This is a genomic window from Aeromonas sp. s5 (assembly GCF_040907865.1).
In the GTDB taxonomy this organism is placed as follows: Bacteria; Pseudomonadota; Gammaproteobacteria; order Enterobacterales; family Aeromonadaceae; genus Aeromonas; species Aeromonas dhakensis.
On sequence record NZ_JBFOCO010000031.1, the window covers coordinates 57,900 to 83,439 of the forward strand.

28 protein-coding genes are annotated in these 25,540 nt (G+C 58.3%); 27 read left to right on the plus strand and 1 reads right to left on the minus strand.

Annotated elements, in window-relative coordinates; translation table 11 throughout:
- The first annotated feature begins 7 nt into the window (after positions 1 to 7).
- From lfgF to lafU, 19 genes are all read left to right on the plus strand, one after another.
- On the plus strand, positions 8 to 742 hold the full coding sequence (gene lfgF / locus AB5Y94_RS17105; protein ID WP_017409405.1) for a lateral flagellar basal-body rod protein LfgF: 735 nt from the start codon (positions 8 to 10) through the stop codon (positions 740 to 742).
- 83 nt (positions 743 to 825) lie between these two features.
- The gene (gene lfgG, locus AB5Y94_RS17110) at positions 826 to 1,611 is read left to right on the plus strand and encodes a lateral flagellar basal-body rod protein LfgG (RefSeq protein WP_005305789.1); all 786 of its coding nucleotides are present in this window, start codon (positions 826 to 828) and stop codon (positions 1,609 to 1,611) included.
- Positions 1,611 to 2,282, plus strand: a complete 672-nt coding sequence (gene flgH / locus AB5Y94_RS17115; protein WP_017788249.1) for a flagellar basal body L-ring protein FlgH — start codon at positions 1,611 to 1,613, stop codon at positions 2,280 to 2,282. Before lfgG ends, flgH begins: the two co-directional genes overlap by 1 nt.
- 8 nt (positions 2,283 to 2,290) lie before the next feature.
- Complete coding sequence (gene fgIL / locus AB5Y94_RS17120) at positions 2,291 to 3,397, plus strand: lateral flagellar basal body P-ring FlgIL (RefSeq protein WP_005305784.1); 1,107 nt, start codon at positions 2,291 to 2,293, stop codon at positions 3,395 to 3,397.
- 8 nt (positions 3,398 to 3,405) lie between these two features.
- The gene (locus AB5Y94_RS17125) at positions 3,406 to 3,804 is read left to right on the plus strand and encodes a rod-binding protein (RefSeq protein ID WP_005305782.1); all 399 of its coding nucleotides are present in this window, start codon (positions 3,406 to 3,408) and stop codon (positions 3,802 to 3,804) included.
- The gene (gene lfgK / locus AB5Y94_RS17130) at positions 3,804 to 5,123 is read left to right on the plus strand and encodes a lateral flagellar hook-associated protein LfgK (protein WP_017409410.1); all 1,320 of its coding nucleotides are present in this window, start codon (positions 3,804 to 3,806) and stop codon (positions 5,121 to 5,123) included. The genes AB5Y94_RS17125 and lfgK overlap by 1 nt, the downstream gene beginning before the upstream one ends.
- 10 nt (positions 5,124 to 5,133) lie before the next feature.
- Positions 5,134 to 6,033 carry a lateral flagellar hook-associated protein LfgL gene (lfgL, locus tag AB5Y94_RS17135; RefSeq protein ID WP_368206210.1) on the plus strand — a complete coding sequence of 300 codons (900 nt, stop codon included), beginning with the start codon at positions 5,134 to 5,136 and terminating at the stop codon, positions 6,031 to 6,033.
- Positions 6,034 to 6,054: 21 nt separating this feature from the next.
- Entirely contained in the window at positions 6,055 to 7,056 is a 1,002-nt protein-coding gene (locus AB5Y94_RS17140) for a hypothetical protein (RefSeq protein ID WP_368206211.1), read from the plus strand.
- Between the two features lie 51 nt (positions 7,057 to 7,107).
- On the plus strand, positions 7,108 to 8,394 hold the full coding sequence (locus tag AB5Y94_RS17145; RefSeq protein WP_368206212.1) for a motility associated factor glycosyltransferase family protein: 1,287 nt from the start codon (positions 7,108 to 7,110) through the stop codon (positions 8,392 to 8,394).
- Positions 8,391 to 8,666, plus strand: coding sequence for a hypothetical protein (locus AB5Y94_RS17150; protein ID WP_244364949.1), 276 nt, complete (start codon positions 8,391 to 8,393; stop codon positions 8,664 to 8,666). Before AB5Y94_RS17145 ends, AB5Y94_RS17150 begins: the two co-directional genes overlap by 4 nt.
- Positions 8,667 to 8,853: 187 nt before the next feature.
- Positions 8,854 to 9,693 carry a lateral flagellin LafA gene (gene lafA, locus AB5Y94_RS17155; RefSeq protein ID WP_244364951.1) on the plus strand — a complete coding sequence of 280 codons (840 nt, stop codon included), beginning with the start codon at positions 8,854 to 8,856 and terminating at the stop codon, positions 9,691 to 9,693.
- A 118-nt stretch (positions 9,694 to 9,811) separates the two neighbouring features.
- On the plus strand, positions 9,812 to 11,095 hold the full coding sequence (gene lafB / locus AB5Y94_RS17160) for a lateral flagellar capping protein LafB (protein WP_368206213.1): 1,284 nt from the start codon (positions 9,812 to 9,814) through the stop codon (positions 11,093 to 11,095).
- Positions 11,096 to 11,149: 54 nt separating this feature from the next.
- The gene (lafC, locus tag AB5Y94_RS17165) at positions 11,150 to 11,542 is read left to right on the plus strand and encodes a lateral flagellar export chaperone LafC (protein WP_026141638.1); all 393 of its coding nucleotides are present in this window, start codon (positions 11,150 to 11,152) and stop codon (positions 11,540 to 11,542) included.
- A 123-nt stretch (positions 11,543 to 11,665) separates the two neighbouring features.
- Positions 11,666 to 12,004, plus strand: coding sequence for a hypothetical protein (locus AB5Y94_RS17170; RefSeq protein WP_041203701.1), 339 nt, complete (start codon positions 11,666 to 11,668; stop codon positions 12,002 to 12,004).
- The gene (gene lafE, locus AB5Y94_RS17175; RefSeq protein ID WP_368206214.1) at positions 12,001 to 13,083 is read left to right on the plus strand and encodes a lateral flagellar hook-length control protein LafE; all 1,083 of its coding nucleotides are present in this window, start codon (positions 12,001 to 12,003) and stop codon (positions 13,081 to 13,083) included. Before AB5Y94_RS17170 ends, lafE begins: the two co-directional genes overlap by 4 nt.
- A 36-nt stretch (positions 13,084 to 13,119) precedes the next feature.
- Positions 13,120 to 13,578 (plus strand): lateral flagellar basal body-associated protein LafF, encoded by a 459-nt coding sequence (gene lafF / locus AB5Y94_RS17180; RefSeq protein WP_368206215.1) that lies wholly within the window; start codon positions 13,120 to 13,122, stop codon positions 13,576 to 13,578.
- 7 nt (positions 13,579 to 13,585) lie between these two features.
- A complete protein-coding gene (lafS, locus tag AB5Y94_RS17185; RefSeq protein WP_005305744.1) occupies positions 13,586 to 14,299 on the plus strand; it encodes a lateral flagellar system RNA polymerase sigma factor LafS in 714 nt (237 codons plus the stop codon).
- A gap of 47 nt (positions 14,300 to 14,346) precedes the next feature.
- Positions 14,347 to 15,204 (plus strand): lateral flagellar motor stator protein LafT, encoded by an 858-nt coding sequence (lafT, locus tag AB5Y94_RS17190; protein ID WP_005305741.1) that lies wholly within the window; start codon positions 14,347 to 14,349, stop codon positions 15,202 to 15,204.
- Entirely contained in the window at positions 15,204 to 16,151 is a 948-nt protein-coding gene (gene lafU, locus AB5Y94_RS17195) for a lateral flagellar motor protein LafU (RefSeq protein WP_368206216.1), read from the plus strand. The genes lafT and lafU overlap by 1 nt, the downstream gene beginning before the upstream one ends.
- A 380-nt stretch (positions 16,152 to 16,531) precedes the next feature.
- Here the strand turns inward: lafU and AB5Y94_RS17200 are convergent, their stop codons facing one another.
- The gene (locus AB5Y94_RS17200) at positions 16,532 to 17,386 is read right to left on the minus strand and encodes a lytic transglycosylase domain-containing protein (RefSeq protein ID WP_042049848.1); all 855 of its coding nucleotides are present in this window, start codon (positions 17,384 to 17,386) and stop codon (positions 16,532 to 16,534) included.
- Positions 17,387 to 17,643: 257 nt separating this feature from the next.
- Here AB5Y94_RS17200 and AB5Y94_RS17205 point away from each other — a divergent pair, with 257 nt between their 5' ends.
- The 8 genes from AB5Y94_RS17205 (at position 17,644) to mraY (ending at position 25,540) form a co-directional block, all read left to right on the plus strand.
- Positions 17,644 to 17,940 (plus strand): hypothetical protein, encoded by a 297-nt coding sequence (locus tag AB5Y94_RS17205; RefSeq protein ID WP_005305733.1) that lies wholly within the window; start codon positions 17,644 to 17,646, stop codon positions 17,938 to 17,940.
- Positions 17,941 to 18,180: 240 nt separating this feature from the next.
- Positions 18,181 to 18,639, plus strand: a complete 459-nt coding sequence (mraZ, locus tag AB5Y94_RS17210) for a division/cell wall cluster transcriptional repressor MraZ (protein ID WP_005305730.1) — start codon at positions 18,181 to 18,183, stop codon at positions 18,637 to 18,639.
- Complete coding sequence (rsmH, locus tag AB5Y94_RS17215; protein WP_010635944.1) at positions 18,640 to 19,578, plus strand: 16S rRNA (cytosine(1402)-N(4))-methyltransferase RsmH; 939 nt, start codon at positions 18,640 to 18,642, stop codon at positions 19,576 to 19,578. It begins immediately after the preceding gene.
- Between the two features lie 3 nt (positions 19,579 to 19,581).
- Complete coding sequence (gene ftsL, locus AB5Y94_RS17220; RefSeq protein WP_005305726.1) at positions 19,582 to 19,896, plus strand: cell division protein FtsL; 315 nt, start codon at positions 19,582 to 19,584, stop codon at positions 19,894 to 19,896.
- Positions 19,893 to 21,647 carry a peptidoglycan glycosyltransferase FtsI gene (locus tag AB5Y94_RS17225; RefSeq protein WP_005305719.1) on the plus strand — a complete coding sequence of 585 codons (1,755 nt, stop codon included), beginning with the start codon at positions 19,893 to 19,895 and terminating at the stop codon, positions 21,645 to 21,647. Before ftsL ends, AB5Y94_RS17225 begins: the two co-directional genes overlap by 4 nt.
- The gene (gene murE, locus AB5Y94_RS17230; protein WP_368206217.1) at positions 21,628 to 23,112 is read left to right on the plus strand and encodes a UDP-N-acetylmuramoyl-L-alanyl-D-glutamate--2,6-diaminopimelate ligase; all 1,485 of its coding nucleotides are present in this window, start codon (positions 21,628 to 21,630) and stop codon (positions 23,110 to 23,112) included. The genes AB5Y94_RS17225 and murE overlap by 20 nt, the downstream gene beginning before the upstream one ends.
- Positions 23,109 to 24,464, plus strand: coding sequence for a UDP-N-acetylmuramoyl-tripeptide--D-alanyl-D-alanine ligase (gene murF, locus AB5Y94_RS17235; RefSeq protein WP_211030445.1), 1,356 nt, complete (start codon positions 23,109 to 23,111; stop codon positions 24,462 to 24,464). Before murE ends, murF begins: the two co-directional genes overlap by 4 nt.
- Positions 24,458 to 25,540, plus strand: a complete 1,083-nt coding sequence (gene mraY, locus AB5Y94_RS17240; RefSeq protein WP_005305710.1) for a phospho-N-acetylmuramoyl-pentapeptide-transferase — start codon at positions 24,458 to 24,460, stop codon at positions 25,538 to 25,540. The genes murF and mraY overlap by 7 nt, the downstream gene beginning before the upstream one ends.

A 25,540-nucleotide genomic window follows, 5' to 3' on the forward strand; every position in this document is an offset into this window, starting at 1 on the left:
TTGATGCGTGGAAAAGCTTATCTATACCGCCATGTCGGGGGCACAGCATACCCTGATGGCCCAGCAAATCCGGGCAAACAACCTGGCCAACGTCAACACTGCCGGCTTTCGGGCCGACTTCGAGCGCGTGTCGGCCTATGCCCTGGCCGGTGATGGCTACCCAAGCCGGGTGATGGCCCGCGAGGAGCTGGCTGGTACCGACTTCAAGGCGGGAGCCCTTATGCAGACGGGCCGCAAGCTGGATGTGGCGATCCGCGGTGAAGGCTTTATCACGGTCCAGACCGCCGATGGCAAAGAGGCCTATACCCGAGCTGGCAATCTGGAGAGCGATGCCGATGGTCTGCTCACGCTCAATGGTCGTCCGGTACTGGGGGAAGGCGGGGAAATGGTACTTCCTGCCTATCGGGATCTGAGTTTTGGCAAGGACGGTTCGCTCAGTATCACACCGCCCGGCGGCGGTGCCCGGTTGGATGTAGGGCGTCTCAAGCTGGTGAACCCGGACCCAGCCGAACTGGTCAAGGGGCCGGATGGTCTCTTCCGGTTACGCCAGGGTGGGGATGCCGAGGCCAGCGAGCAGGTGGTACTGGCGTCCGGCTTTCTGGAAGGGGCGAACGTGAATGCAGTCGACGAGCTGATCAGCAGCATGTCGCTGACCCGCAACTTCGAGCTGCAGGTCAAATTGATGAAAACGGCGGACGATCAGGCTCGGCAAGGTGCCCGGCTGATATCCGGCCAGGGTTGATGAATGGCGGGCTTGCCGCCCGCCACGGCCAATTCGTATTGCGGGGGCGTTGACGCCCCCATGAATCAGGTGGAGAGACGAAGATGCACGCGGCACTTTGGGTAAGTAAAACCGGTCTGTCGGCGCAAGATGCCAAGATGGCCAGCATTTCCAACAACTTGGCTAACGTCAACACGGTCGGGTTCAAGCGCGATCGAGTTGCTTTTGAAGATCTGTTCTATCAGGTGCAACGCCAGCCCGGGGCCCAGCAGGATCAACAGAACCTGTCTCCCATCGGCATCCAGATGGGTAACGGTGTTCGTGTGGTCGGTACCCAGAAAGTGTTCACTCCCGGTCAGTTCCAGAACACCAACCAGGAACTGGACATGGCAGTTGTGGGGGCCGGTTTCTTCGGGGTGGAACGCCCTGACGGCGAGACCGCCTATACCCGCAATGGTCAGTGGCATCGCAACGCCGAAGGCCTGCTGGTCAACTCCGATGGTTTGCCCATGCTGCCGCAGATCCAGATCCCGGACAATGCGACCAAGGTGTCCATCGGCACCGACGGAACCGTGAGTGCGACCTTACCGGGCCAGCAGGAAAATGTGGAGCTGGGCCGCATCACCCTGACCAACTTTGCCAACCCTGCCGGCCTGGAAGCGCTCGGTGGCAACCTCTATCGAGCGACCGGTGCTTCCGGTGAAGCGATTGAGGGAGTACCCGGTGAAGAGGCGATGGGGGCCATCAAGCAGTTCACCCTGGAGAGCTCCAACGTCAACGTGGTGGAAGAGATGGTCGACATGATCACCACCCAGCGGGCTTATGAGATGAATGCCAAGGTTGTCTCGTCGGCTGACCAGATGCTCAAGTTCGTCACTCAAGCGCTGTGATGATGAAGATGATGTGGCGTTATCTGTGGGTGGTTCTGCTGTTGGGCGGCTGCGCGACCTATGAGCTCAAGGCTCCCGAACCGGGTGATGAGAAATGGGCGCCTTCACGCCCCATGCTATCGGCCTCGGGCAAGGGGGAGGATGGCAGTCTTTATCGCGGTGAGTACATGATGACCCTGTTTCAGGATCGCAGAGCTTACCGTATCGGCGACATCCTCACCGTTGTATTGGAAGAGCGTACCCAGTCGAGCAAAAAAGCCAACACCAGCATGAGCAAGAACAGCAGCATGAACGTGCCGGCCCCGAGTATCGGCGGCAAGGTGCGCTCTGACTGGGGGGCTTCTCTCAGCGCAGATCGGGACTTTGATGGCGGGGCGACGTCCAGCCAGCAGAATACCCTGGCCGGCTCGATCACGGTGACGGTGGCCGAGGTAATGCCGAACGGGGTGCTGGGGATCCGCGGCGAGAAGTGGATCCGCCTCAACCAGGGCGATGAGTACATCCGGTTGGGCGGCATGGTGCGGGTTGAGGATATCGATCAGAGCAACCGAATCTCGTCCCAGCGCATTGCCGATGCCCGCATTACCTACGCCGGGCGTGGTGCTCTGGCTGACAGCAACCAGATGGGATGGCTGAGCCGTTTCTTCAGTTCCGCCTTCGCTCCCTTTTGAGGTTTCACATGAACAGATGGTTTATCGCCCTGCTTTGCCTCTGCCTGCCCTGGTGGGCCAATGCCGCGGCACCGGCCAAGCGGGCCTTGCTGGATATTGCCGATGTACAGGGCATGCGGGCCAACCAGCTGGTTGGCTACGGACTGGTGGTGGGCTTGTCCGGCACGGGTGACAAGAGCCAGGTCAAGTTCACTGGCCAGTCGATGGCCAACATGCTCAAGCAATTCGGGGTTCAGCTGCCAGATGACATCGACCCAAAACTCAAGAACGTTGCTGCAGTCTCGGTTCAAGCAAACCTGCCTGCTTTGGCTGGCAAGGGACAGATGGTGGATGTGACTGTCACCTCGATCGGGGATGCCAAGAGCCTGCGCGGCGGTTCGCTGTTGTTGACGCCACTGCGCGGCATCGATGGTGAGGTGTATGCTGTCGCTCAGGGGAATCTGGTGGTTGCCGGGGTCAAGGCCGAGGGGCAGTCGGGCTCTTCTGTCACCATCAACGTGCCGACCGCAGGGATCATTCCCAACGGCGCCATCATAGAACGCGAAGTGGCCAGCAACTTTGCAGAAAAGCCTGAAGTGACGCTCAATCTGCACCAGCCCAATTTCAAGACCGCCCGCAATGTGGAGCGGGAGATCAACCGTCAGCTGGGGCCGGTGGCCAGAGCGGTCAGTGCGGGACGGATCCAGGTTGCCGCTCCGAAGGACGAGAGCCAACGGATCTCGTTCATGGCGCTGCTGCAGGACATTCAGGTCGACATGGGCAAGGAGCGGCCTCGAGTCGTCTTCAACAGCCGGACCGGAACCGTGGTCATGGGGCAGGGGGTCAAGGTTCACAAAGCGGCGGTCAGCCATGGTAGTCTGACGGTGACCATTGGCGAGAGTCAGACGGTCAGTCAGCCCAATGCCTTCTCCAATGGGCAGACCACCACGACCCCCAACTCGAAAATCCAGGTGGATCGGGAACGAAACAACATGTTTGTCTGGCCGGATGGCACCTCACTGGAGGTGATCGTCAAGGCAGTCAACTCGCTCGGGGCAACCCCCGATGATGTCATGGCCATCCTACAAGCACTCGATGAGGCTGGAGCCCTCGAGGGAGAGCTGGTGGTCATCTAAGGATCTCTATGACCAGAATAACCACGGAACCTGGGTTTTATCAGGATCTCAACGAACTGCAGCAGATAAAGAGCAACCCGGATCAGCGTGCCGCACTGGATGCGGCCGCCGGCCAATTTGAGGTGAGCTTTCTGCAAACCGTGCTCAAGCACATGCGTTCAGCCTCCGATGCGATGCAGGATGAGGATGACAAGCTCATCAAGGGCCAGGAGCTCTATCGCGACATGTATGACAGCCAGCTGGCGATGAGCATGGTCAAGCGTGGCGGCATTGGGTTGAAAGAGCAGATGGTCAGCCAATTGGCGCCGACATTAAAGAATGCCGAGTCGGTGGTCGCTTCAGAACAGCAGACCCTGGCTGCATTCAGTCAGCCTCTGAATTCGGCAAAAATGAGGAAAGTTGACTGATGTCGCTGCTCAATATCGGTTTTAGCGGACTTAACTCGGCCCAGATCGCGTTAAATATCACCGCCCAGAATATCGCCAACGTCAATACCATCGGCTATAGCCGCCAGGAAGCCATGATGGGCAGCCTGTCCGGTTTTGGCCGGCTGGATAATGGCCAGGGGGTTGAGGTAACCGGTGTTCGCAGGATCACGGATGACTATCTGGTCTCCCAACATTGGCGCAGCCGCTCTGCAACTGGCGCCTCTTACTCTTTCCATCAATACATCAATACCACCGAGCAACTGCTGGGCAGCGAGTCAATGAACATCGCCAAGGGGCTGGACAGCTTCTTCGCCTCCCTGAGTGCGGCGCTCGACAGCCCGGAAACACCGGCACAGCGCAGTCAGATCGTCAGCTCGGCGGGGGCACTGGCCAACCGTTTTGGCCAATTGAATGAAAGCATGCTGACCCAGGAGAAGCAGATCGATGATCAGCTCAACAGTACCGTATCTCAGGTCAACAGCTATCTGAAACAGGTTGCCGAGCTGAACACCCAGATCAGCGAGCAGGCGTCCAAGGGCGTCAATACCTCGGTGCTGGAAGACAGTCGCGAGCAGATCGTACGTGAGCTGTCGACCTTCATGGAAGTGCGGGTCAACCGGCAAAGTGACGGTTCGTTCTCACTGAGCCTGCCCCAGGGTCAGCCTCTGGTGCTGGCAGGCAGTAGCAGCACACTCTCGCTGGCGGGCGACAAGCTCAGTTTGAGCTTCGGTCCGCAATCGTTCGATATTCCCAAGTTGCATGGCGGTAGCCTGGCGGGGGTTATGGAATATCGGACGACAGTTCTGCGTCCGCTGCGCGACGAGCTCAACCAGATCGCGAAAAAACTGGCGGATGATTTCAATGCCAAGCAGGGTGGCGGTGTCGACTTGCATGGCAATCCGGGCAAGCCGCTCTTCACCTACGATCCTCTCAACCCGTCCGGCACGCTGAAGATTGCCGATGGCTTCACTGGCGATGACCTCGCCTTTGCCAAGGCTGGCGGCGGCAGTGGTGACAACCGCAATCTGCAGGAGCTGTTGACCATCAAGGATGATCAATATGATGCCTACAGCGCCTTGCTGGGCCGGATGGCGGTACAAAGTGGCCAGGCCAAGGCCACCATGACGGCCGATGCCAATATGGAGAAACAGCTGGCCACCAAGCTGAGCAGCGTCAGCGGGGTCAACACGGATGAGGAAGGGGTCAAGATTATGGCCTACACCAAAGCGTATCAGGCCAACGCCAAGGTGATCAGCACTTCAGAGCAACTTTTTACCTCCATCCTGAACATGTTCTAACGGAGCGATCATGCGCATCAGTACCAACCAGATTCAACTCAGCATGCTCGACAACCTGCAGCATGGTTTTGGTGAATATGCTCGCCTCGATCGTCAGATCTCCACCAACAAGCGCATTCTGCAACCTTCGGATGACCCGGTGGGGAGTGTGCGTCTGCTCGGATTGAAGAAAGAGCAGGTGGCCATGGAGCAGTATCAGAAGAATATTGCCAATGCCAAGAGCCAGCTCTCCCAAGGAGAACAGCAGCTGGAAACCATGACCAACATGCTGATGCGGTTGCGCGAGCTGACTCAGACCGCTGCCACGGGCTCATTGTCAGAAGATGATCGCCGGGCGGTCGCCAGTGAGACGGCCGTTATCAAAGATGGGTTGCTCGATCTGGCAAACGCCAGAAATGAGAGTGGTTCCAGCCTCTTTGCGGGCAGCCAGGTTGGCAAGACTGCCATCGTCAAAACCCCGACCGGTGACTACCAGTATCAGGGGGATGCCTTGATCCGCGAGGTCAGCATCGCCAAGGGGGTGACCGTTGGGCTCAATCAGACGGCGGATCAGCTGTTCATCCAGAATGGTGACTTCTTCAAGCAACTCGATGCCGTGGTGGATGCCCTGGAAAATGGTGCGCCGGATGCAGCCGAGCAAGCCCGTGACATGCTGGGCCGGAGCAAGACACTGCAGGATGATATCAGCCAGATGGTCAGTACCATTGGTGCCCGCATCAATCTGCTCGATCAGGTGGATGAAGGGCATGCCGAGAAGGGGACCTATAGCAAGGAAGTGAGTAATCAGATAGAGTCCCTCGACTATGCCAGTGCCGTCACCCAGCAGGCCCATGTGCTGATGGCTCTGCAAGTTCAGCAGCAGGCCTTTGCCAAGGTCAATGGGCTGAGCCTGTTCAATTACATGCCATAAGTTCAGCTGCAGGGAGCCATGATGCAGATTCAACAAACCCGTTTGGGCGGCGTGGCCGAAACGCCAGCCCAACCCAGACTGCGCGGGCGTGTGACTGCTCAGAGTGCGTCCCAGCCAACCAGCAAAACGGAACGTCATCCCAATATTGTCCGGCTGGACCGCTGGGCCCTGATCGGTACGGCGCAGCAGCGGATCGCCCACGCACAGGGGGGAGAACAAGCGCTGAGTCAGGTCTGGGGTGAATTGAAACGTCTCGAACAGCAGCTTGGCCAAAATCGTGCCGCGAGCGGCGATCTGGTATCACGCCTCAAGTTGCTGGAAGAGAAGCTGACCCAGCCCAAGGCACCGCTGACCACAGAGTTGAAGCCCCGCTTGCTGGCGTCAGCAGGGGAGAGCCGGGTAAGTTATGGCTCGGAGCGACTAGACCTGCTGAGCCCCAAAGCGAGTGCCGAGCGCCTGATCTTTTCCTTCCCACAGACCAGCAGTGCCGTCGAGGTTATACTGCCTGCTGGCGCCAATGAGGCGGAGGTGGTTACCCGGCTGGATCGGGCTCTGCGCAAAGAGCACATCCAGGCTCGCTTGAACGAACTGGGCAAGCTGGAACTGACCGTCCCCGAGCTGCATCGACGCAAACTGGATGAACCGGTTCTGCTCAGCGGCGAGGGGATCCGTATTCCGGCCGGCAATCCTGTTCCGGTGCAGTTCAAACCCAAACCTGGGCAGTTGACCCTGCTGAGGGAGGGCATCGACAAGGGGGAGCTCAAGCAGGAACAGCAGCGTCTGAAACGCCTGTTGGGTGAGATTGAGCAATCCGTCCGTGAGTTGAAACAGTTTCGCCAACGCATGGTCAAGCAGCTTGACCGGGTCAAGGCGCGCAGCCAGAACCTCAAGCAGGAAGAGCTTGAACAGTTGCAGGGTAAGCTCAGCCAGCAACTCAAGGAGGGGGGCTTCATGGGCACCATGGCCGGCCTGCTGGCACAGGCAAATGTCTCCCGCCAGAGCGTGGTCGCGTTGCTGACCTGAATACCTTCTTCTCTTTTTTTTCATTCCTCTTCTGCAAGTGACATTACCTACATGATCGACTACTTCCCTCAGCATGCAGAGCTCATTGCCCGTCGCTGGCCTGCCGTTTTGGCGTGCCTGCAAGCACAGGACGTCAACAGTGTGCCTGCCAAACTGGTAGAAGGGCTCAGCTCCACCCTGGCCATCAACGGTATTCAACTGACCAGTCGTCATGACAGGATGCAGGAGGCGGAACGGATTGTGGCCATGTCTTCGGTAAAGGCTCCGGAGCTGACCCTCTATGGGACCGGCCTTGGCGACGTACCGCGGGTACTACTGAGGCGTAAGCGTCTGCGCCGGCTGAATGTGAAGATCATGAATGCCTCGATCTTTGCTCTGGTCTTGCATTTGACGGAACAGTTGGACTGGCTTTCTGACCCCAGGGTGAACCTGTTGCTTGCTCAAGAAAATGAGCTGGTCATGTCCCCTTTCCTTTTCCTCAGTTCGGAATTGGAATTGGCGGATGAATCTGCCGCCAAGATCAGGGATAGAGTCCTTATCCAGAGTCGGCTTGAGGCAATCAATGAACAATTCGGGCAGGACTGGGTATCGGAGCGCCTGGCTGGCAATCTGGACCTATTGCGCAAAGATGCCGATGTGGCGCAGTTATTTGGCACAGCCAAAGGGCGGGATGCTTATGTAGTGGCTACAGGACCGACGCTGGCTCATCATCTGAGTGCATTGAAAGCGGTTTATGAGCGACCTGAGCGTCCTCTTTTCATCTGTGTCGACACGGCTCTACGCCCTCTGATGGCCCAAGGAATCAAACCCGATATTGTAGTGACCATAGATCGGCATATTCACCTTGGTATCCTGGATCCCCAGCACTCTTCCCATATTGCTCTTGTCTATATTCCCATGGTGGACAACAAGGTGGTGTCACAATGGCAAGGCCCACGTTATGGCGCTTATGAGATGTTGGACACCTATGCCGGCCTGCAGAAGAAATTGCGGCGGGCATCCCTCTTTACCGGGGGTAGCGTTATTCACCCTGCCACAGACCTGGCGGTCAGGATGGGGGCCCACAACATTACGCTGTTTGGGGCCGATTTCTCCTTTCCTGAAGGCCGGACTCACACCGGATGGCAGGATGGTGAACTGGGTAGTGATGCCCGCTATGGTCGCAGAACAGTACCCAATGGGCATGGTCAACCGGTGAAAACTCTACTCAGCTTCTGCATCTATCTGAATGGCTTGGAAGTTTATATTCAACGCCATCCCGAGGTGAATTTCATGAATAGTAGCCGAGATGGGGCCCGTATTCTGGGTACCAGTTACCATGAGGAGTTTGCGGGATGATCGATGTGGCCAGTTTCAAGGTTGGGACAGATGCACTGGCAGCCTTGTTGCGTGAGGGGAAGGATGAAGAGGCCTGCTTCGAATGTGGACGGATGCTGCAATTGCTGACGCCGCTGATGACTAATCTACCGGTTGAGCTGCAATCATCGTTGCTGCTTCTGGCAAGGCAGTTGCTGCAATGTCAGGAACGTCATGATTGGGTTGGACTGTCTGACTACCTGGAGTTCGAACTTCCGGTCTTGCTGGATGATATTGATCGTGCCTTGCGCTGATCGTCACTGCGATTATTCCTACGGGGCTGGCACTTTGTCAGCCCGATGTTTTTCCTCTGAGCATGCCCTTCTTAGGCATAAAAAGAAAAATCCCTCTCTTTTGTTCAATTTTTTCCAACCCGTGGTCGTCCTTCTATTTTGTCTACCTAACAAGCTGCAGTGCAGCGCCTAAATCGAGGAAATAACCATGGGCTTGTCCATTCATACCAACTTTGCTTCCATGACCACCCAGAACCAGCTGAACTCCACCAACAAGATGCTGGGTACCGCCATGCAGCGTCTGGGTACCGGTCTGCGTATCAACTCCGCTGCCGACGATGCTGCCGGTCTGCAAATCGCCACCCGTCTGCAGGCTCAGTCCAACGGTCAAAAAGTGGGTATGCGCAACGCTCAGGATGCCATCTCCATGATCCAGACCGCTGAAGGCGCCATGGACGAGATGACCAACATCACCCAGCGTATGAAAGATCTGGCTACCCAGGCAGCCAACGGTACCAACAGCGACAAAGACATCGCCGCCATGGACGCCGAATTCAAGGAGCTGGGTAAAGAGCTGGGCAACATCCGTGACAACACCACTTTCGGCGGCACTGCCTTGCTGAAATCCTCTGGTAAATTCGAGACCGGTGCGGTTTCCTTCCAGATTGGTGCCAGCGCTACCGAGAAGCTGGACTTGAATGCATCCACCCAAGTGAAAGCGGTCAACACTGCCATCACCAGCGCCGCCGCCGTGACTCTGAGCTCCACCAATGCGACTGCCCAGATCACTGCTATGGACGGCATGCTGGAGAAGATCGGTGAAGCTCGCTCCACTTTCGGTGCCAACATCAACCGTCTGGAGCACACCGTCAACAACCTTTCCAACATGAAAGAGAACACCGACATGGCGAACGGCCGTATCATGGATGCCGACTTCGCTCAGGAAAGCACCAACATGACCAAGAACCAGATGTTGATGCAGGCCGGCATGTCCGTTCTGTCCAACTCCAACCAGATGACCGGCATGGTAACTGGTCTGCTGCGTTAATGGATTGCATGGCCGCTCCTGTGGGGCGGCCTTTGTCTGACAAGGGGTGTCGGTTGGAAAGAATCGAGGCGTTTTTTCCAACAGGCATGCCAGTTGAGTGAAATGAAGAGGGATTAAGATGCAAATAGATCCGGCCGCTACGGCGATGCAGCTAGTCGCTATTGAGCGAAAAAATATGGACGCGTTGCTGAAGAAGCAGATGGATGGCATCAAGGGTCAGCAGAGTGCGCTCAGCACTCTCAATACCAAGCTATCGACCTTCCAGACCATGCTCAAGGATCTCAACAAGGCGTCCAATTTACAGGCACAGAAGGCAACCATGTCCCAGGACGGGGTCATGACGGTGACGAGCAACGGCAAGGCCAGCTCGGGACAATACAACTTCTTTGTGGAGCAGCTGGCCCAGTCCCATCAGGTTGGTTTCAGTCTGGATAGTGAAACGTCCCCCCTGCCTGCGGATGGAGTCTTCTCGCTCACCGTCAAAGGAAAGACTATCGACATCGATCTGGCCACCTTGCCAGCAGGGTCAACCGTCAAGGACCTGGTCTCCAAAATCAACGATGCCAAGGACAATCCCGGCGTCAAGGCGACGTTGGTCCGCACCGACGGCAAAGTCAACATGGTGCTGACCAGCAAGGACAGCGGGCTGGAGAATGCCATCTCTGTCAACTACAGCGGAGATGCGACCAATTCGCTTGGGGCCGCGATAAGCGGCAAAACGGACATTACCAAAGCCCAGGATGCCAGGTTGCGGATGGGGGGGGACAACCCGTTGACCATCACCTCCGCCAGCAACAAGATCGAAAACGTGGTCGATGGTCTGACACTGCAGCTGACCAAGGCCCAAAAGAGCGGTGATGCCCCCTTGCTGGTCAACATTGAGCAAGACAAGGAGGCAGTGACCGGCTCGCTCAAAAAGTTTGTTGAGAGTTATAACGAGTTGGTCGATGAGCTGGCCAAGATGACGTCCAGTGATCCCAAGGCTCCCGGTGCTCTCTCTTCCGACAGCGGGGTACGCAGCCTCAAGAGCATGCTCTCCAATAGTGTGCGCGACCTGCCCAATGGCCTGAGCCTCAGCAGTCTCGGTATCAAGACTGACAAGGCCGGCAAGCTCTCCTTCAGCGAGACCGATTTCAACAAGGCATTGGACAAGGACCCAGAGCTGCTTGGCAAGGCGTTGCTGGGGGATGATGGCCTGCTCAAGCGCATGAGTGATTCACTCGATCCTTATACCAAGCGTGATGGCGCACTCAAGGGGCGCAAGACGGGTCTTGAGGCGAGCGAGAAACGCATCAAAGAACGTATGGATGCGCTGGATCGCCGTATGGACTCCGCGTATAAGCGCTATCTCAATCAATTCAGCACCATGAATCAAATGTTGCAGACCATGGGTGCTCTCTAAACCGGCACGCTTCCTGCTGTCTGCTGCATCTTATCCAGAACAAGCGAGTTGTACATGTTTGAAGATCAAGACGGCTACGATGCCTACCAATTCGCCGCTACCCAGGCCAAGGCGGCGAGTGCGGACCCACATCAGCTGGTGCTGATGTTGATGGATGGGCTGCTCGATGAAATGGCCCGCGCGGAAGGGCATATTCTGGCCAAGCAGTTTGAGCGCAAAGGGCAAGCGATCAACAAATGCCTGCAGATCCTGGGTGGACTGGACAGTGCGTTGGACATGGAGAAGGGCGGGGAGCTTGCTGTCAACCTGCATCGTCTCTACGACTACTGTGGTCAGCGCCTGTTTGAAATCAGTGTGTCAAACGATGTGGCTGGGTTCGCCGAAGTGCGTCGTATCCTGCTGGAACTGAAGGAAGGTTGGGAAGCAATGGCGCGTCATCCTCGCTGATGCGGAAGTGATGCTTCCTTCTTTTCCCGGCCTGATCCCTGGCCATCCTCATGAATTCCTGAATTTCTCAGCTGGCCTGCTCCTTGCTTGCTGGCAAGGTCATTTTAATTGGGGGCCATCACCATGTCGGTAACCGGAACTAAGCAACTTACTGCAGAGCATGAGACCCGCCAGCGCCAGCTGCTGGGGTTGGGACGCCTGATATTGCAGCAGGCCCGCGCCGGCCAGTGGGATGCCGTTCGTTTGGCTGATAGTCGATTGTCCCAGTTCATCCAGCACATGCTGGGGCAGCCAGAATTATGGGCCGCCATGCAACCTGCCAGGGATCAGGTGCGATCCTGGCAGCAGGAGGCTCTGTTGCTCTGTCAGCAAGAAACGGCCTTGCGTAAACGGGAATGGCAGGAGCTGTCCCAGAAGCGGGAAGGGTTGCAAGCTTATGGCGAGGTACAGGAATGGGCATGATTCAATTCCCCGGCCTTGATGGCGTGGCTGCGCTTGATTCCGCAGGATTCAGTCGTCTTTCCCGGCAGCCTGATGGCCAAGGTGACACATACCAACCGCTGGACCTGCCATTCATGGAAGAGCTGGTGGCAATGCCTTTACCAGCTGAAACTATCGATGAAAAAGATCCGAGTGTGACTGATGAGCCGCGAGATGATGCTGCCGAACAGTTGGATTCTTTTAACAACCTGCTCCCCGTTTTCCTTTTGTCGGATGATGCTTCGCGACTGTCGATGCTACGCCAGGCCCAGCCGGTAGTCGTGACGACTGATGACAGGGAGGGGGCGGTCCGACAAGACGGCTCATCAGCCGCCTCGGCAGTATTGCGAGCCCTGTCAACCTATGGTCGTTCTGACTACAACCGAGTAGTTGGGGAGGCAGTAGGTTCTCAGCATGAAAATAGAATACCTGTATCCAGTACGGATGTTTCCAACCGTATGGGCGCTCAGATTGCTACAGCGGTAATGGAGCCTGTGCTGCGCGACAAGGTTATGGCCAGCGTGCAGCTCCAGCTTGCGGTTGACGGTGTCGGTGAACCTGAATCCACCGTTGCAGACTTGAAAGGAGTATTCAGCAATCTGGCGACTACGGTGGCACCCAAACCGGCAGAATATCAATGGACCCCCGTCAAGTTGGCCGATAACCCCGTTCAATGGGGACAGCAACTGCTCGATGTGTTGAAAGACAAGGTTGAGCTGCAGGTCAATCAGCAGGTCAAGCAGGCCCATATCCGGCTTGATCCCCCCGAACTGGGTCGGCTCGAATTGACCGTGCGTCTGGAGGGGGATCGTCTCAATGTCCAGCTCAACGCAACCAATCCTGCGGTGCGTGAAGCACTTATCCAGTCGATGGAGCGCCTGCGGATGAGCCTGTCTCCCCATCATGCGGGGGGAGTCGAAGTCAACGTGGGCCAGGGTGGTGAGAGAGAGCAGCAGGATAAATGGCAACAGCAGCAGATCATGGCTGGACGACGGCAGTGGCAGGAAGAGTTCGAGCCAAGCGATGGCAATGGACGAGACTGGCTGAATACCCTGGTTTGATTTTTTATCCGGCAATAACGAGAGTGATTTCATATTATGCGGCGAGTCGTTAAGTGGTTGATGATAGGCGTGATGGCACTGTGCCTGTTGGCTGTGCTGGCTTATGGGGCCTATCTGAAGCGAGATCTGGTTGCCGTGTGGCTGGGATTGGCTGAGCCAAAACCCGAGCTCAGTACTACCCCGCTGTTCAAACCGATGGAGCGCTTTGTCATTAGTCTGGAAGGTGGTGTGGAATCCCATTATCTCGTGCTTGAACTGGCACTGGTGACCCACAATCCGGCTCAGCTCAACTCGCTCAATGAACTGACACCACTGATCCGCAATGCGATGGTGCAATATTTCAGTCACCGTACCCACGATGATGTGAAGAAAGAGCTGCAGAACATCACTGCATTGCAAAGCTCTTTGCTGGGCAAGCTGGTCACCACGCTGCAAAGCTATGGCTACAAGACCTATCTGGATGAGGTGTTGATTACCAAGGTCCTGGTTCAGTAGCGACGTCATGATGGATATCGACTGGGATAGCCCGCAAGAATTTGTTTCCTCTCCCCCCCGCACGGGCGAACAGGCCATTCTGACCCGTTATCTGCCACTGGTTAAACGGGCTGCCAGCCATTTGCGCAGTCAGGTTTCCGCCTGCTTCGACCAGGAAGACATGGAACAGGTGGGCATGATGGGTCTGCTGGAAGCCTGGCGTCGTTACGACAGTGAGCCGGATGCCCAGTTCGAAAGCTACGCCTTCAAGCGGATCCGTGGGGCCATGCTGGATGAACTGCGTCGCCTGGATTGGCGCCCCCGTCAGTTGCGTCAGCAGGTGCATAGCCACAATCAGACCCAGAGAGAGCTACACAATCGGCTTGGACGTCCTCCGTCGGAGCTGGAACTGGCCACCGCATTGGAGTGCACCATTGAAGAAGTGCGCCAACTGGCTTATGCCAGCCAGGCCGAGGCTCTTCAGAGCCTAGAAGAGTGGCTGGAAAATGGTGGCAAGGCTCCGACCACGGAATCCGATGATGTCGACATGGCGATGACCATCAGCAAGGTGCTGACCTCGCTGGACAAGCGCGAGCAGCTGCTGCTCTCCCTCTACTATCAGCAAGAACTGAACATGAAAGAGATTGCCCTAGTGCTGGGGCTGACGGAATCTCGGGTTTGTCAGTTGCACAAGCAGTGTGTTCTACAGCTCAAGCAACGTTTGGTCGACTCCATATACTAACGCCTCACCACTAGTGGTGAGGCTCATTGAATTCTGCGGGAGCATTCATGCAAAAACAGATAGGCCTCGGCGTCATTTTCATTTGTGTGCTGGGCGGTTTCATGATGGCGGGCGGCAACCCCGTTGCTTTGTGGCAACCAGCCGAGTTGATCATCATCATTGGGGCCGCGGCAGGCTCCATGTTCCTGGGTAATTCGAAGGAGGTGATGCACGAGATGTGGCGGCAGATGAAACAATGCTTCAAATCCAACAAGGAGGAGAAGGAGGTTTATCGCGAGTTGCTGACACTTATGCATCAATTGCTGGAAGAGACCCGCAACAAGGGTATGAAGGCACTGGACGAGCATATCGAGAACCCGCAGCAGAGTTCGGTCTTCCTGATGTATCCACAGATTTCGGAAGATCCGCAGTTACTGGGTTTCATCATCGACAACTTGCGTTTGCTGGGCATGGGCAAGATCACCCCGCATGAACTGGATACCGTGCTGGAGCAGGAGATCATGGCGATCGAGGAAGACATGCTCAAGCCGGCACATGCTTTGCACAAGACCGGAGAAGCCTGCCCCGGGTTTGGTATCCTGGCGGCCGTGATGGGGATCATCATCACCATGCAGCAGTTGGATGGCCCTCTGAGCAATATCGGAGTGCATGTTGCTGCCGCACTGGTCGGCACCTTTATCGGTATCTTCCTCTGTTACTGCCTGCTGGAGCCCATCAGCAATGCCATGGAAGAGATGGTCAAGCGCCGGATCGGGCTGCTGATGTGCATCAAATCCATCCTGATTGCCCAGCTACGTGGCAAGACGCCGCTGATTTCCGTCGATTCAGGTCGCAAGATGCTGGAGCCTGACGTGAAGCCCAGTTTCCTTGAACTGGAAGACTGGGTAACGAACAGGGCCATGTAATGCGTAATCACGAGCAGATCATCATCAAGCGCCAGCAGCGGCGCAGCAGCGGCCCCAAAGGAGGAGGGGCCTGGAAAGTCGCCTTTGCCGATTTTACTTTGGCGATGATGGCATTTTTCATGGTGCTATGGATCCTGGCTGTCTCCAGCCAGGAGGAGCGAGAAGTCGTCGCCAGCCGCTTGCGTGATTACAGCATCATGGACAGTGAGGCCAACCCGTTCGACATCAGCAATAGTCCTTATCCGGTAGATCTGGGTGGCAACCCTTCTGTACTGGAGGAGCTAAGCCCTAAATTTGTGGAGCAGGGGCAGCGCATGCCGAGACATATGCAGCGAGATCGCAGCATCTTTTCTGGTGGCGTCAGTGGTGGGTATGAGAGCCTGCTGGCCGGCAAGATTGAAGGGGAAGCCCAGATGAAGCAGCTGGCCGGCTTCATTGGTTCTCTGGCCGAGCAGATGCAGGCCAAAAATAATCTGGAGTTGCAGCTGGTACCGCAGGGCTTGCGGATCCTGATCCGTGATGATGACGATCGGGAGATGTACAGCCGGGGTAGTGCCCGTATCAGCCCTTTCTTCCGGCACATGCTGATGGCATTGGCACCGATTTTTCAACGGGTTGAAAACCGCATCATGATCTCGGGCCATACCGACAGCACCCCCTTTGCCGGGGACAACTACAGCAACTGGGAGCTCTCCTCGGATCGAGCCATGATGGCTAGACGTGTCTTGCTGGCGGGTGGCATGCCTCCGGAACGAGTGGGACAGGTGGTGGCCATGTCGGATACCATGCTGGAAAACACCGCCGATCCTCGGGGCAGCCAGAACCGTCGAATCGAGCTGTTGATCATGACCAGTCAGGCAGAAAAAAATCTGGAACAGTTGTTCAGTGCACAAACGCAAGCGGCCGTGAAACAGGCCAAGGATGAAACGTCTCATGAACAACCTTGAAGCAGGGCCATCAATATCGACCGAATTCAATGATCCCCGGCGCAAGCTACCCCGCTGGTATCTACATGATGGCACTACGCCCCTGGAGTCACAGAGCTGTGGTATTGCAGCAAGGTTGCTGGTATCGGGTTTGTTGTTTGACAAGAGTATCGGCAGAGCCGTGATCAAGGACATTGGTCCCGGTGGGGTAGGTTTTCTTGCGCCGGCCCGTTTTGTCTTGCCCGAAATAGTTGCCTTATCGCTCTCGCCACGAATTGTGCTTGATTGCCACATCACCCATCGTCGCCCCATCGGACAGTATCTGAGTTTTTATGGTGCCCGCTGGTCGGAGCCCGAGTCAGTCGATTTATCACCGGTATTGAGTCACTGGCGACACTGTTTCATGGTACCAGAGGCGGGCGTTTCGTCTCCAATCCCAGTGGATCCTGCAACGCCTCCAGCCTGACCGAACCCTTGCTCATATCCAGCCCTCTTGCTGCCTGCAGCAGCAGAGGGTCGTGCAAACCTTCCAGCGACACTGCCTTGTAAAACACCTGCTTGCTGTTTTGGTGTGTCGGTGCAGGAGAACCTCCCCGGCTGTAGACGATGGGACAGTTGGTGACCCCGGGGGCATCGGGAAGCTGCCATGCCGGATTCCAGCGGCTTGCTTCATTCATCGTGACCCCCTTTGCCATGGCCCATTGCAACAGGGAACAACTGCCAGGGTGTATGGCAACCTGAATATTTTCCCCTGCTTGCCAGGAGGGTAGGGTGATCTGGTGCTGTTCCGACCGGTCAAGCAACTGTGCCAAGGCAATAAAGCGCGCCACATACAGGCGTGTTTCCATAGGCAGTTGCAGCTCCCATATATTTCGGGTGCCTGCATCGAGTACCGCTTTCAAGACTCTCCCTTCTCCTGCGTTATAGGCTGCCAGTGCCAGCAGCCAGTCCTGGCCGAAAAACTGATGAAGCCAGCCGAGATAGGAGAGAGCCGCATCGGTAGCAAGCGGTAGCGAATAGCGCCCATCAAAGCCCGGTTGCATAGGAATGGAAAAGCGTGCAGCTGTATCGGGCATCAGTTGCCAAGGGCCAGCAGCGCCTGCTGCCGATATCACATCTAGCCGATAACTGCTCTCTATCAGTGGTAAAAAGGCCAGCATACGGGGCAACTTGCGAGCGCTGACCTGATCTGCAACCCAGCGGATCATGGGCTGGGACTGTGTCAGTCGTCTTTGCAGGTGATCGCGTTGCTTCAACAGAAACTGTGTTTGCTGAGTGACCAGTTCGGCTCCTTTTCCCTGAATTGGGGTAGGAAAACCAGCCTGCCAGTGATAGTTATGATAAGAATAACAATAGGGAGAGGTCAGTAATAGAACGCTAACTAGCCAACCGAGAGAGCGACTCATGATATGAGGGGGAGGCAAATAGCATTAGAGAATAAAAACATGATGTATCTCAACAGTTTTCGATAATTTTTGTCGACTGTTCATGTGGAATCCAGGACGTGATAAGCATGATAGCACGAGTAAAAAAGACCCCAAAAGCGGGCAAGGCACTCCAGAAGTTTCTACTGTATTTGATTCTCGCCAATTTTGTATTGATGGGGCTTTATGTCATGCATGCCGGGGAACTGGCATTTGGCGTCAATATCCTGCTGACCTTCCTGCTGATTATCTACAATCTTCTGCTTTGCCAGTTGGTATGCCTGCGAGCTCGCCGGGCTGGTGACGGTTATATCATCTACCCCGTGGTTGGGGTCAGCATCATCCTGTGTACCGTGGTACTCTATCGCTTCATTATTTCCCCCTGATTAGAGCGGTCTTCATACTGGCCGTTAATTAATCAACAGTGCCTTCTCGTAAATAAGTTGTGGAAAATCAACTCATTTAATCCTCGCTGCGAAAATGCTGCGTCAATATGTTCCCCATGCCCGAGATCCTCGCTTGAAAAGCCCTCTGCACGTCCTTAAACTTCAAGGTGGGGAAAAGTGGATCAAAGTGGTTTTTATCGGGCGGTTTGCCCCCTTTAACTCATTTTCAGGGACTGCAATTTGTTGCGTGGTGCGCATGCCATCAGCCTGGACAGCAAGGGGCGATTGGCGATTCCGACCAAGTACCGTGATTGGCTGCGCGACGAGAGCGAGGGCCAGCTGGTCTGCACCATCGATATTGCTCACCCCTGTCTGCTGCTTTACCCCCTGAACGAATGGGAAGAGATCGAGCGCAAGCTCAAGACCCTCTCCAGCATGAATCCCCTTGAACGCCGCCTGCAGCGGTTGTTGCTCGGGCATGCGACCGAATGCGAGCTGGACGGCAATGGCCGTCTGCTGCTCAGCCAGCCACTGCGCAGCCACGCGGGGCTGGACAAGAAAATCATGCTGGTGGGCCAGCTCAACAAATTTGAGCTGTGGGATGAAGCCCGCTGGCAACAACAGGTCAATGACGACATTCAGGGCCTGCCCGAGGATGACTGGGCAAGCTCGCCACGACTACAGGATTTCTCTTTATAAATGACCCAAGCCGCTGAACACATCACAGTGCTGCTGCACGAAGCCGTCGAAGGGCTGGCCATCAAGCCGGACGGCATCTACGTCGACGGTACGTTTGGCCGGGGCGGTCACTCGCGCCTTATCCTGCAGCAGCTGGGCCCCAATGGCCGTCTGATCGCCATCGATCGGGATCCCCAGGCCATCGCCGAAGCGGCCAAGATCCAGGATCCGCGTTTCGAGATCGTGCACGGCCCCTTCTCCGGCATCACCACCTACCTGAGTGAGCGCGGCCTGCTGGGCAAGGTCGACGGCTTCCTGCTGGATCTGGGGGTTTCTTCCCCCCAGCTGGACGATGCCGAGCGCGGTTTCAGCTTCATGAAGGACGGCCCGCTCGACATGCGGATGGATCCCACTTCCGGTCAGAGCGCCGCCGAATGGCTGGCCAGGGCCGACGTGGACGACATCGCCTGGGTACTGAAGACCTTCGGCGAGGAGCGCTTTGCCAAGAAGATTGCCCGCGCCATCGTGCATGATCGGGTCACCGAGCCCTATGTCCGCACCCGCCAGCTGGCGGAGATGATCGCCCGGGTCAATCCGAGCAAGGAAAAGGGCAAGCACGCGGCGACCCGCAGCTTCCAGGCCATCCGCATCTACATCAACAGCGAACTGGACGAGATCGAAACCGCGCTCAACGGCGCGCTGCAGGTGCTGGCGCCGGAAGGGCGTCTCTCCGTCATCAGCTTCCACTCGCTGGAAGACCGGCTGGTGAAGCACTTCATCCGCAAACACGAGAAAGGCCCGGAAGTGCCGCACGGCATTCCGCTGACCGAGGCCCAGCTGGCCGGCGGTCGCAAACTGAAATCGGTCGGCAAGGCGCTCAAGCCTTCCGAGCATGAAGTCAACGAAAACAGCCGGTCACGCAGCTCGGTGCTGCGGGTGGCCCAGCGGCTGGCGGAGTAAGCCATGAGCGAGGTGCGTGTTCATCTGGCCAGGGAGATCCTCGGCGATCTCTGGCGGCACAAGCTGCAGGTGGTGCTGGCCATCGCCGTGCTGATCACCGCCTTTGCCGTGATCCTGGTGACCAACATGACCCGCGGCCTCACCGCCAAACAGAATGACCTGATGGCGGAGGAGGACAGGCTCAACATCGAGTGGCGCCACCTGCTGCTGGAGCAGGGCACGCTGGCAGAGCACTCCCGGGTCGCGAGTCTGGCCATGGACAAGTTGCAGATGGCTCGCCCGCTGGTGACCACCGAGAAGGTAATTACACAACCATGAAACGCAAGGCATCCGCCAAGGCCCAACCCAAGGTCAAAGCCCCGTCACTCTATCCGTGGCGCTTTCGCACGCTGGTGTTTTTCATCGGCATTGCGTTTGCAGGCTTGATCCTGCGGCTGGCCTGGATCCAGGTGATCGACCCGGACAGGCTGCGTCAGGAGGGGGACATGCGCTCGCTGCGCACTACCTCCACCCAGGCGGTGCGTGGCATGATCACCGATCGCAATGGCGAACAGCTGGCGGTGTCGGTACCGGTCGAAGCGGTGTGGGCCGATCCCAAGACGGTGCACGAGTCTGGTGCCATCCACAACGAACGTGCCTGGATGGCGCTCTCCGCCGTGCTCAAGCTCGACATCAACACCCTCAAGCACCGTATCTCCAACCCGAGCAAGCGCTTCGTCTACCTGCAGCGACAGGTGACGCCGGCGGTGTCCGAGTACATCAAGGGGCTCAAGCTGGGCGGCATCTACCTGCGTCCGGAGTCGCGCCGTTTCTATCCGACCGGCGAGATCAGCGCCCATCTGGTAGGGGTGACCAACATCGATGGGCATGGCATCGAGGGGATCGAGCGCAGCTATGACGAATGGCTGACCGCGACCCCGGGCGAGATGCGGGTGCGCAAGGACCGGCAGGGTCGGGTCATCGAGCGGCTCGGGCTGGTGAAAGAGGGCAAGAACGCCAACGATCTGCAGCTGAGCATCGATCAGCGGGTACAGGCGCTGGCCTACCGGGCACTCAAGCGGGCCACCGACGAGAACAAGGCGACCTCCGGCTCCATGGTGATGCTGGACGTGAAGACCGGCGAGGTGCTCGCCATGGTCAACACCCCCTCCTACAACCCCAACAATCGCGGTCAGTACCAGAGTTTCCGGGTGCGCAACCGGGTGGTGACCGACACCTATGAACCGGGTTCGACCGTCAAACCCCTGATCCTGCTGAGTGCCCTGCAGGCCGGCGTCACCAGCTGGAAGGACACCATCCAGGGCGGCCCCCTGTTCATCGGGGCCAAGCAGATCCGCGACGTGAGTATTCACAAGGCGACCAACCTGTACGACATCCTGCGCTACTCCTCCAACATCGGCATGTCGCGTATCGCACTGCGGATGCCGGCCCAGGAGATGATCAACACCCTCAGCATGGTGGGCTTCGGGATGGATACCGGCAGCGGCCTGATGGGCGAGAGCAGCGGCATGCTGCCCCAGCGCCGGCGCTGGTCCGATATCGAACGGGCCACTCTGTCGTTCGGCTATGGCCTGCGGGTGACCCCGCTGCAGCTGGCCTCCGCCTATGCCACCCTGGCCAACAAGGGCAAGCGGGTGCCCATCTCCATCGTCAAGGTGAGCGAGCCGCCCAAGGGTGAGCAGGTCATCGACCACAACAACGCCACCGCCATGCTGCAGGCGCTGGAGTATGTGGTCGACAATGCCATTCCGAAAGCCAAGATCCCGGGCTACCGGGTCGGTGGCAAGAGTGGTACCGCCAAGGTCGCCGTGGCCGGCGGCTACGGCAAGGATTACATGGCCTGGTTCGCCGGCTTCGCCCCGGCCAGCAACCCGCGCTTCGTCATGGTGGTGGTGATCAACGAGCCCAAGGGTGATGCCTACTACGGTGGCGCCGTGGCGACCCCGCCGTTTGCCGAAGCCATGGGCGGGGTGCTGCAACTCTTCAATATTCGTCCCGACGCGGTGCCGCCAGCGGTACCCACCAAACTTGCCCGTACGGAGGCTTCCAATGTTGTCCCGCGCACTTGATCAGCTGATGCGCCCCTTTGGCATTACTGCCCCGGCGCTCGCACTCACCGACATCCAGCTGGACAGTCGGCGCGTCGGGCCCGGTTGTCTCTTCGTGGCGATTCGCGGGCATCAGGTGGATGGCAGACGGTTTATCGAACAGGCGGTGGCTCAGGGAGCGACCGCCGTACTGTTTGAAGAGGACGGGGAATTCGTGGCACCAACGCTGGCCGTGCCCTGCATCGGCGTGCCCAACCTGCCGGCCCGCCTCTCCGAGCTGGCCGGCTATTTCTACGACCAGCCGGCCAGCAAGCTGGAGCTGGTGGGCATCACTGGCACCAATGGCAAGAGCACCACGGCACTGCTGGTCGCCAACTGGCGCACCCTGCTGGGGGGCAAGGCCGGGGTGATGGGCACGATCGGCAACGGCCTGTTCGGCGATCTCATCGAAGCTGAAAACACCACCGGCAGCGCGCTGCAGGTACAAGCCAATCTGGCCGCCCTGCAGGCGCAGGGGGCGGATCTGGTGGCGATGGAGGTTTCCAGCCACGGTCTGGTGCAGCATCGCGTGGCTGCCCTGCCGTTTGCCGCTGCCGTGTTCACCAACCTGAGCCGGGATCACCTGGACTATCACGGCACCATGGAGGCTTATGGCGCCGCCAAGGAAGAGCTGCTGAAACTGGTGGCAGAACCTCGCGCCGTGCTCAATGCCGATGACCGCCTGGGTCGCCAGTGGCTGGCCGCTTATCCGGCCGCGGTGGCATTCAGCGTGCACGGCCCGGTGGCCAATCACCCGGGGCGACAGCTGACGGCGCAAGACCCCCATTTCCACCAGCAAGGTTTTCGCACGCAGATTAACTCCAGTTGGGGGAATGGTGTATTATCCGCCCCCTTGCTCGGGCGCTTCAACGTCAGCAATGTGCTGGCCGCGATGGGCGCCATGCTGGTGCTCGGCTATGACTTCGACGAGTTGCTGGCCAGCGCACCGCAACTGCAGCCGGTGACCGGTCGCATGGAATGTTTCGGTGGCGGCAAGGCGCCGCTCGCCGTGGTCGATTATGCCCACACGCCGGATGCGCTGGAGAAGGCGCTGCAGGCCCTGCGGGTGCACTGTGAAGGACGGCTCTGGTGCCTGGTGGGATGTGGCGGCGACAGGGATCGCGGCAAGCGCCCCATGATGGCCGCCATGGCCGAGCTGCATGCGGATCGCGTGATCCTGACCGACGACAACCCCCGTACCGAGGAGCCGGCCCGGATCATGGCCGACATGGTGGCGGGTCTTCGCGATCCTGGCGCCGTGCAGATCGAGCACGACAGGGTCAAGGCGATCCATCTGGCGCTGAGCCAGGCAAACAAACAGGACATCATCCTGGTGGCCGGTAAAGGCCACGAGGATTATCAGATCATTGGAACCGACAAGCGGCACTACAGCGACCGGGAAACCGTCGCGGCCGCCTTGCACACATTATTGGAGTCATTCGCATGATGACCCTCAGGCTTGCCGAGCTGGCGCAGGTACTCGATGCCCGTCTGATTGGTGAAGACGAAGCGATCACGGCTGTCAGCACCGACACCCGTACCCTGGGTGCCGGCGCGCTGTTCGTGGCGCTGCGCGGCGAGCGCTTCGATGCCCACGATTTCTGCGACCAGGCCGTGGCCGCCGGCGCCTCCGCCCTGCTGGTGGAGCGTGAACTGCCGCTGGCGATCCCCCAGCTGGTGGTGGCCGATACCCTCAAGGGGCTGGGTCGCCTCGGTCGGCTGGTGCGCGAGCGCATCAACCCGAAAGTACTGGCCATCACCGGCAGCTGCGGCAAGACCACGGTGAAGGAGATGGCGACTGCCATTCTGCGCCAGGAAGGGGAAGTGCTGGCCACAGCCGGCAACTTCAACAACGAGGTGGGGGTACCGCTCACCCTGCTGCGCCTCGAGCCACAACACCGGTTCGCGGTGATGGAGCTGGGGGCCAACCACCCGGGCGAGATCGCCTGGACCACCTCGCTGGCCAAACCCGATGCCGCCATTATCAACAACGTGGCGGCCGCCCATCTGGAGGGCTTCGGCTCGCTGGAAGGGGTGTTCCACGCCAAGAGCGAGATTTTTGAGGGCCTGGGTGAAGGTGGCACAGCCATCGTCAACGCCGACAACGAGTTCTGGCCGAAGTGGCAGGCGCGCGGGATCCACTGCGCCTTCTCCATCGAGGATCAGCGTCAGCCGTTCCACGCCAGAAACGTTGTGATCAATCAGCAGGGTTGTGCCGAGTTCGTCATGGTGACCCCGCAGGGTGAGGTGAGCCTGACCCTGGCCATTCCGGGCCGCCACAATGTGGCGAACGCCCTGGCCGCCGCCGCCGGCACGCTGGCGCTCGGCGCCTCGCTCGCCTCGGTCAAGGCCGGGCTCGAGCAGATGGCGCCGGTCAAGGGCCGCTTCTGCGTCCAGCGCTGGGGTGGCCTCACCCTGGTGGACGACACCTACAACGCCAGCGTGGAGTCCGTGCTGGCGGGCATCGATGCCCTGACCGCCATGAGCGGCTACAAGGTGCTGGTGTTCGGTGACATGAAGGAGTTGGGTGAGGAGTCCGCCGAGCAGCACGCCCGGGTCGGACGCCATGCCAGCGAGCGCGGCCTCGATGCCGTGCTGACCGTAGGGGAACAGAGTCGCCACACCGCAGATGCCGCGGCTGGCCGACATTTCGATAACAAGGCGTCGTTGTTTGAAGTGCTTGCGCAAATGATAAAAACACATCAAGAAATTTCGATTCTGGTCAAAGGTGCCCGCGGCTCCCGCATGGAAGATATCGTCGAGATGGTCAAAGACCGTCAGGAGTCAGCCACATGCTAGTCTGGCTGGCGGAACTGCTCACCCCGCACTTCACCTTCTTTAACGTCTTCTCCTACCTGACGTTTCGCGCCATCCTGTCGATCATCACCGGCCTGGTGGTGGCGCTCTGGATGGGGCCGCGCCTCATCCGCCGCTTGCAGATCCTCAAATTCGGCCAGGTGATCCGCAATGACGGCCCCGAGTCACACTTGAGCAAGAAAGGCACCCCGACCATGGGCGGCCTGATGATCATCGCCGCCATCTTCATCTCTGTGCTGCTCTGGTGCCGTCTCGACAACCCTTATGTGTGGCTGGTGCTGTTCGTGCTTGGTGCCTACGGCGCCATCGGCTTCGCCGATGACTACCTCAAGGTGGTGCGCAAGAACACCGACGGCCTGATTGCCCGCTGGAAGTACTTCTGGCAATCCGCCGTTGCACTGGGGGTGGCGGTATTCCTCTACGCCACCGCCACCCACGACGGTCAGACCCAGCTGGTGGTGCCCTTCCTCAAGGACGTGATGCCGCAGCTCGGTCTGATGTTCATCGTACTGACCTACTTCGTCATCGTCGGCACCTCCAACGCGGTTAACCTGACCGACGGCCTCGACGGTCTGGCCATCATGCCGACCGTGATGGTGGCGGGGGGCTTCGCCTTCATCGCCTGGGCGACCGGCAACGTCAATTTTGCCAGCTACCTGCACATTCCCTACGTGCCCTATACCTCCGAGCTGGTTATTGTCTGTACCGCCATCGTCGGCGCCGGTCTGGGGTTCCTCTGGTTCAACACCTATCCGGCCCAGGTCTTCATGGGGGACGTGGGCTCCCTGGCGCTGGGCGGCGCGCTCGGCACCATCGCCGTGCTGGTACGTCAGGAGTTCCTGCTGGTGATCATGGGCGGGGTCTTCGTGATGGAGACCGTCTCGGTGATCCTGCAGGTGGGGTCCTACAAGCTGCGCGGCGTGCGCATCTTCCGCATGGCGCCGATCCATCACCACTATGAGAAGAAGGGCTGGCCGGAGCCGCGCGTCATCGTGCGCTTCTGGATCATCACCCTCATGCTGGTGCTGCTCGGCCTTGCCACCCTGAAGGTGAGGTAA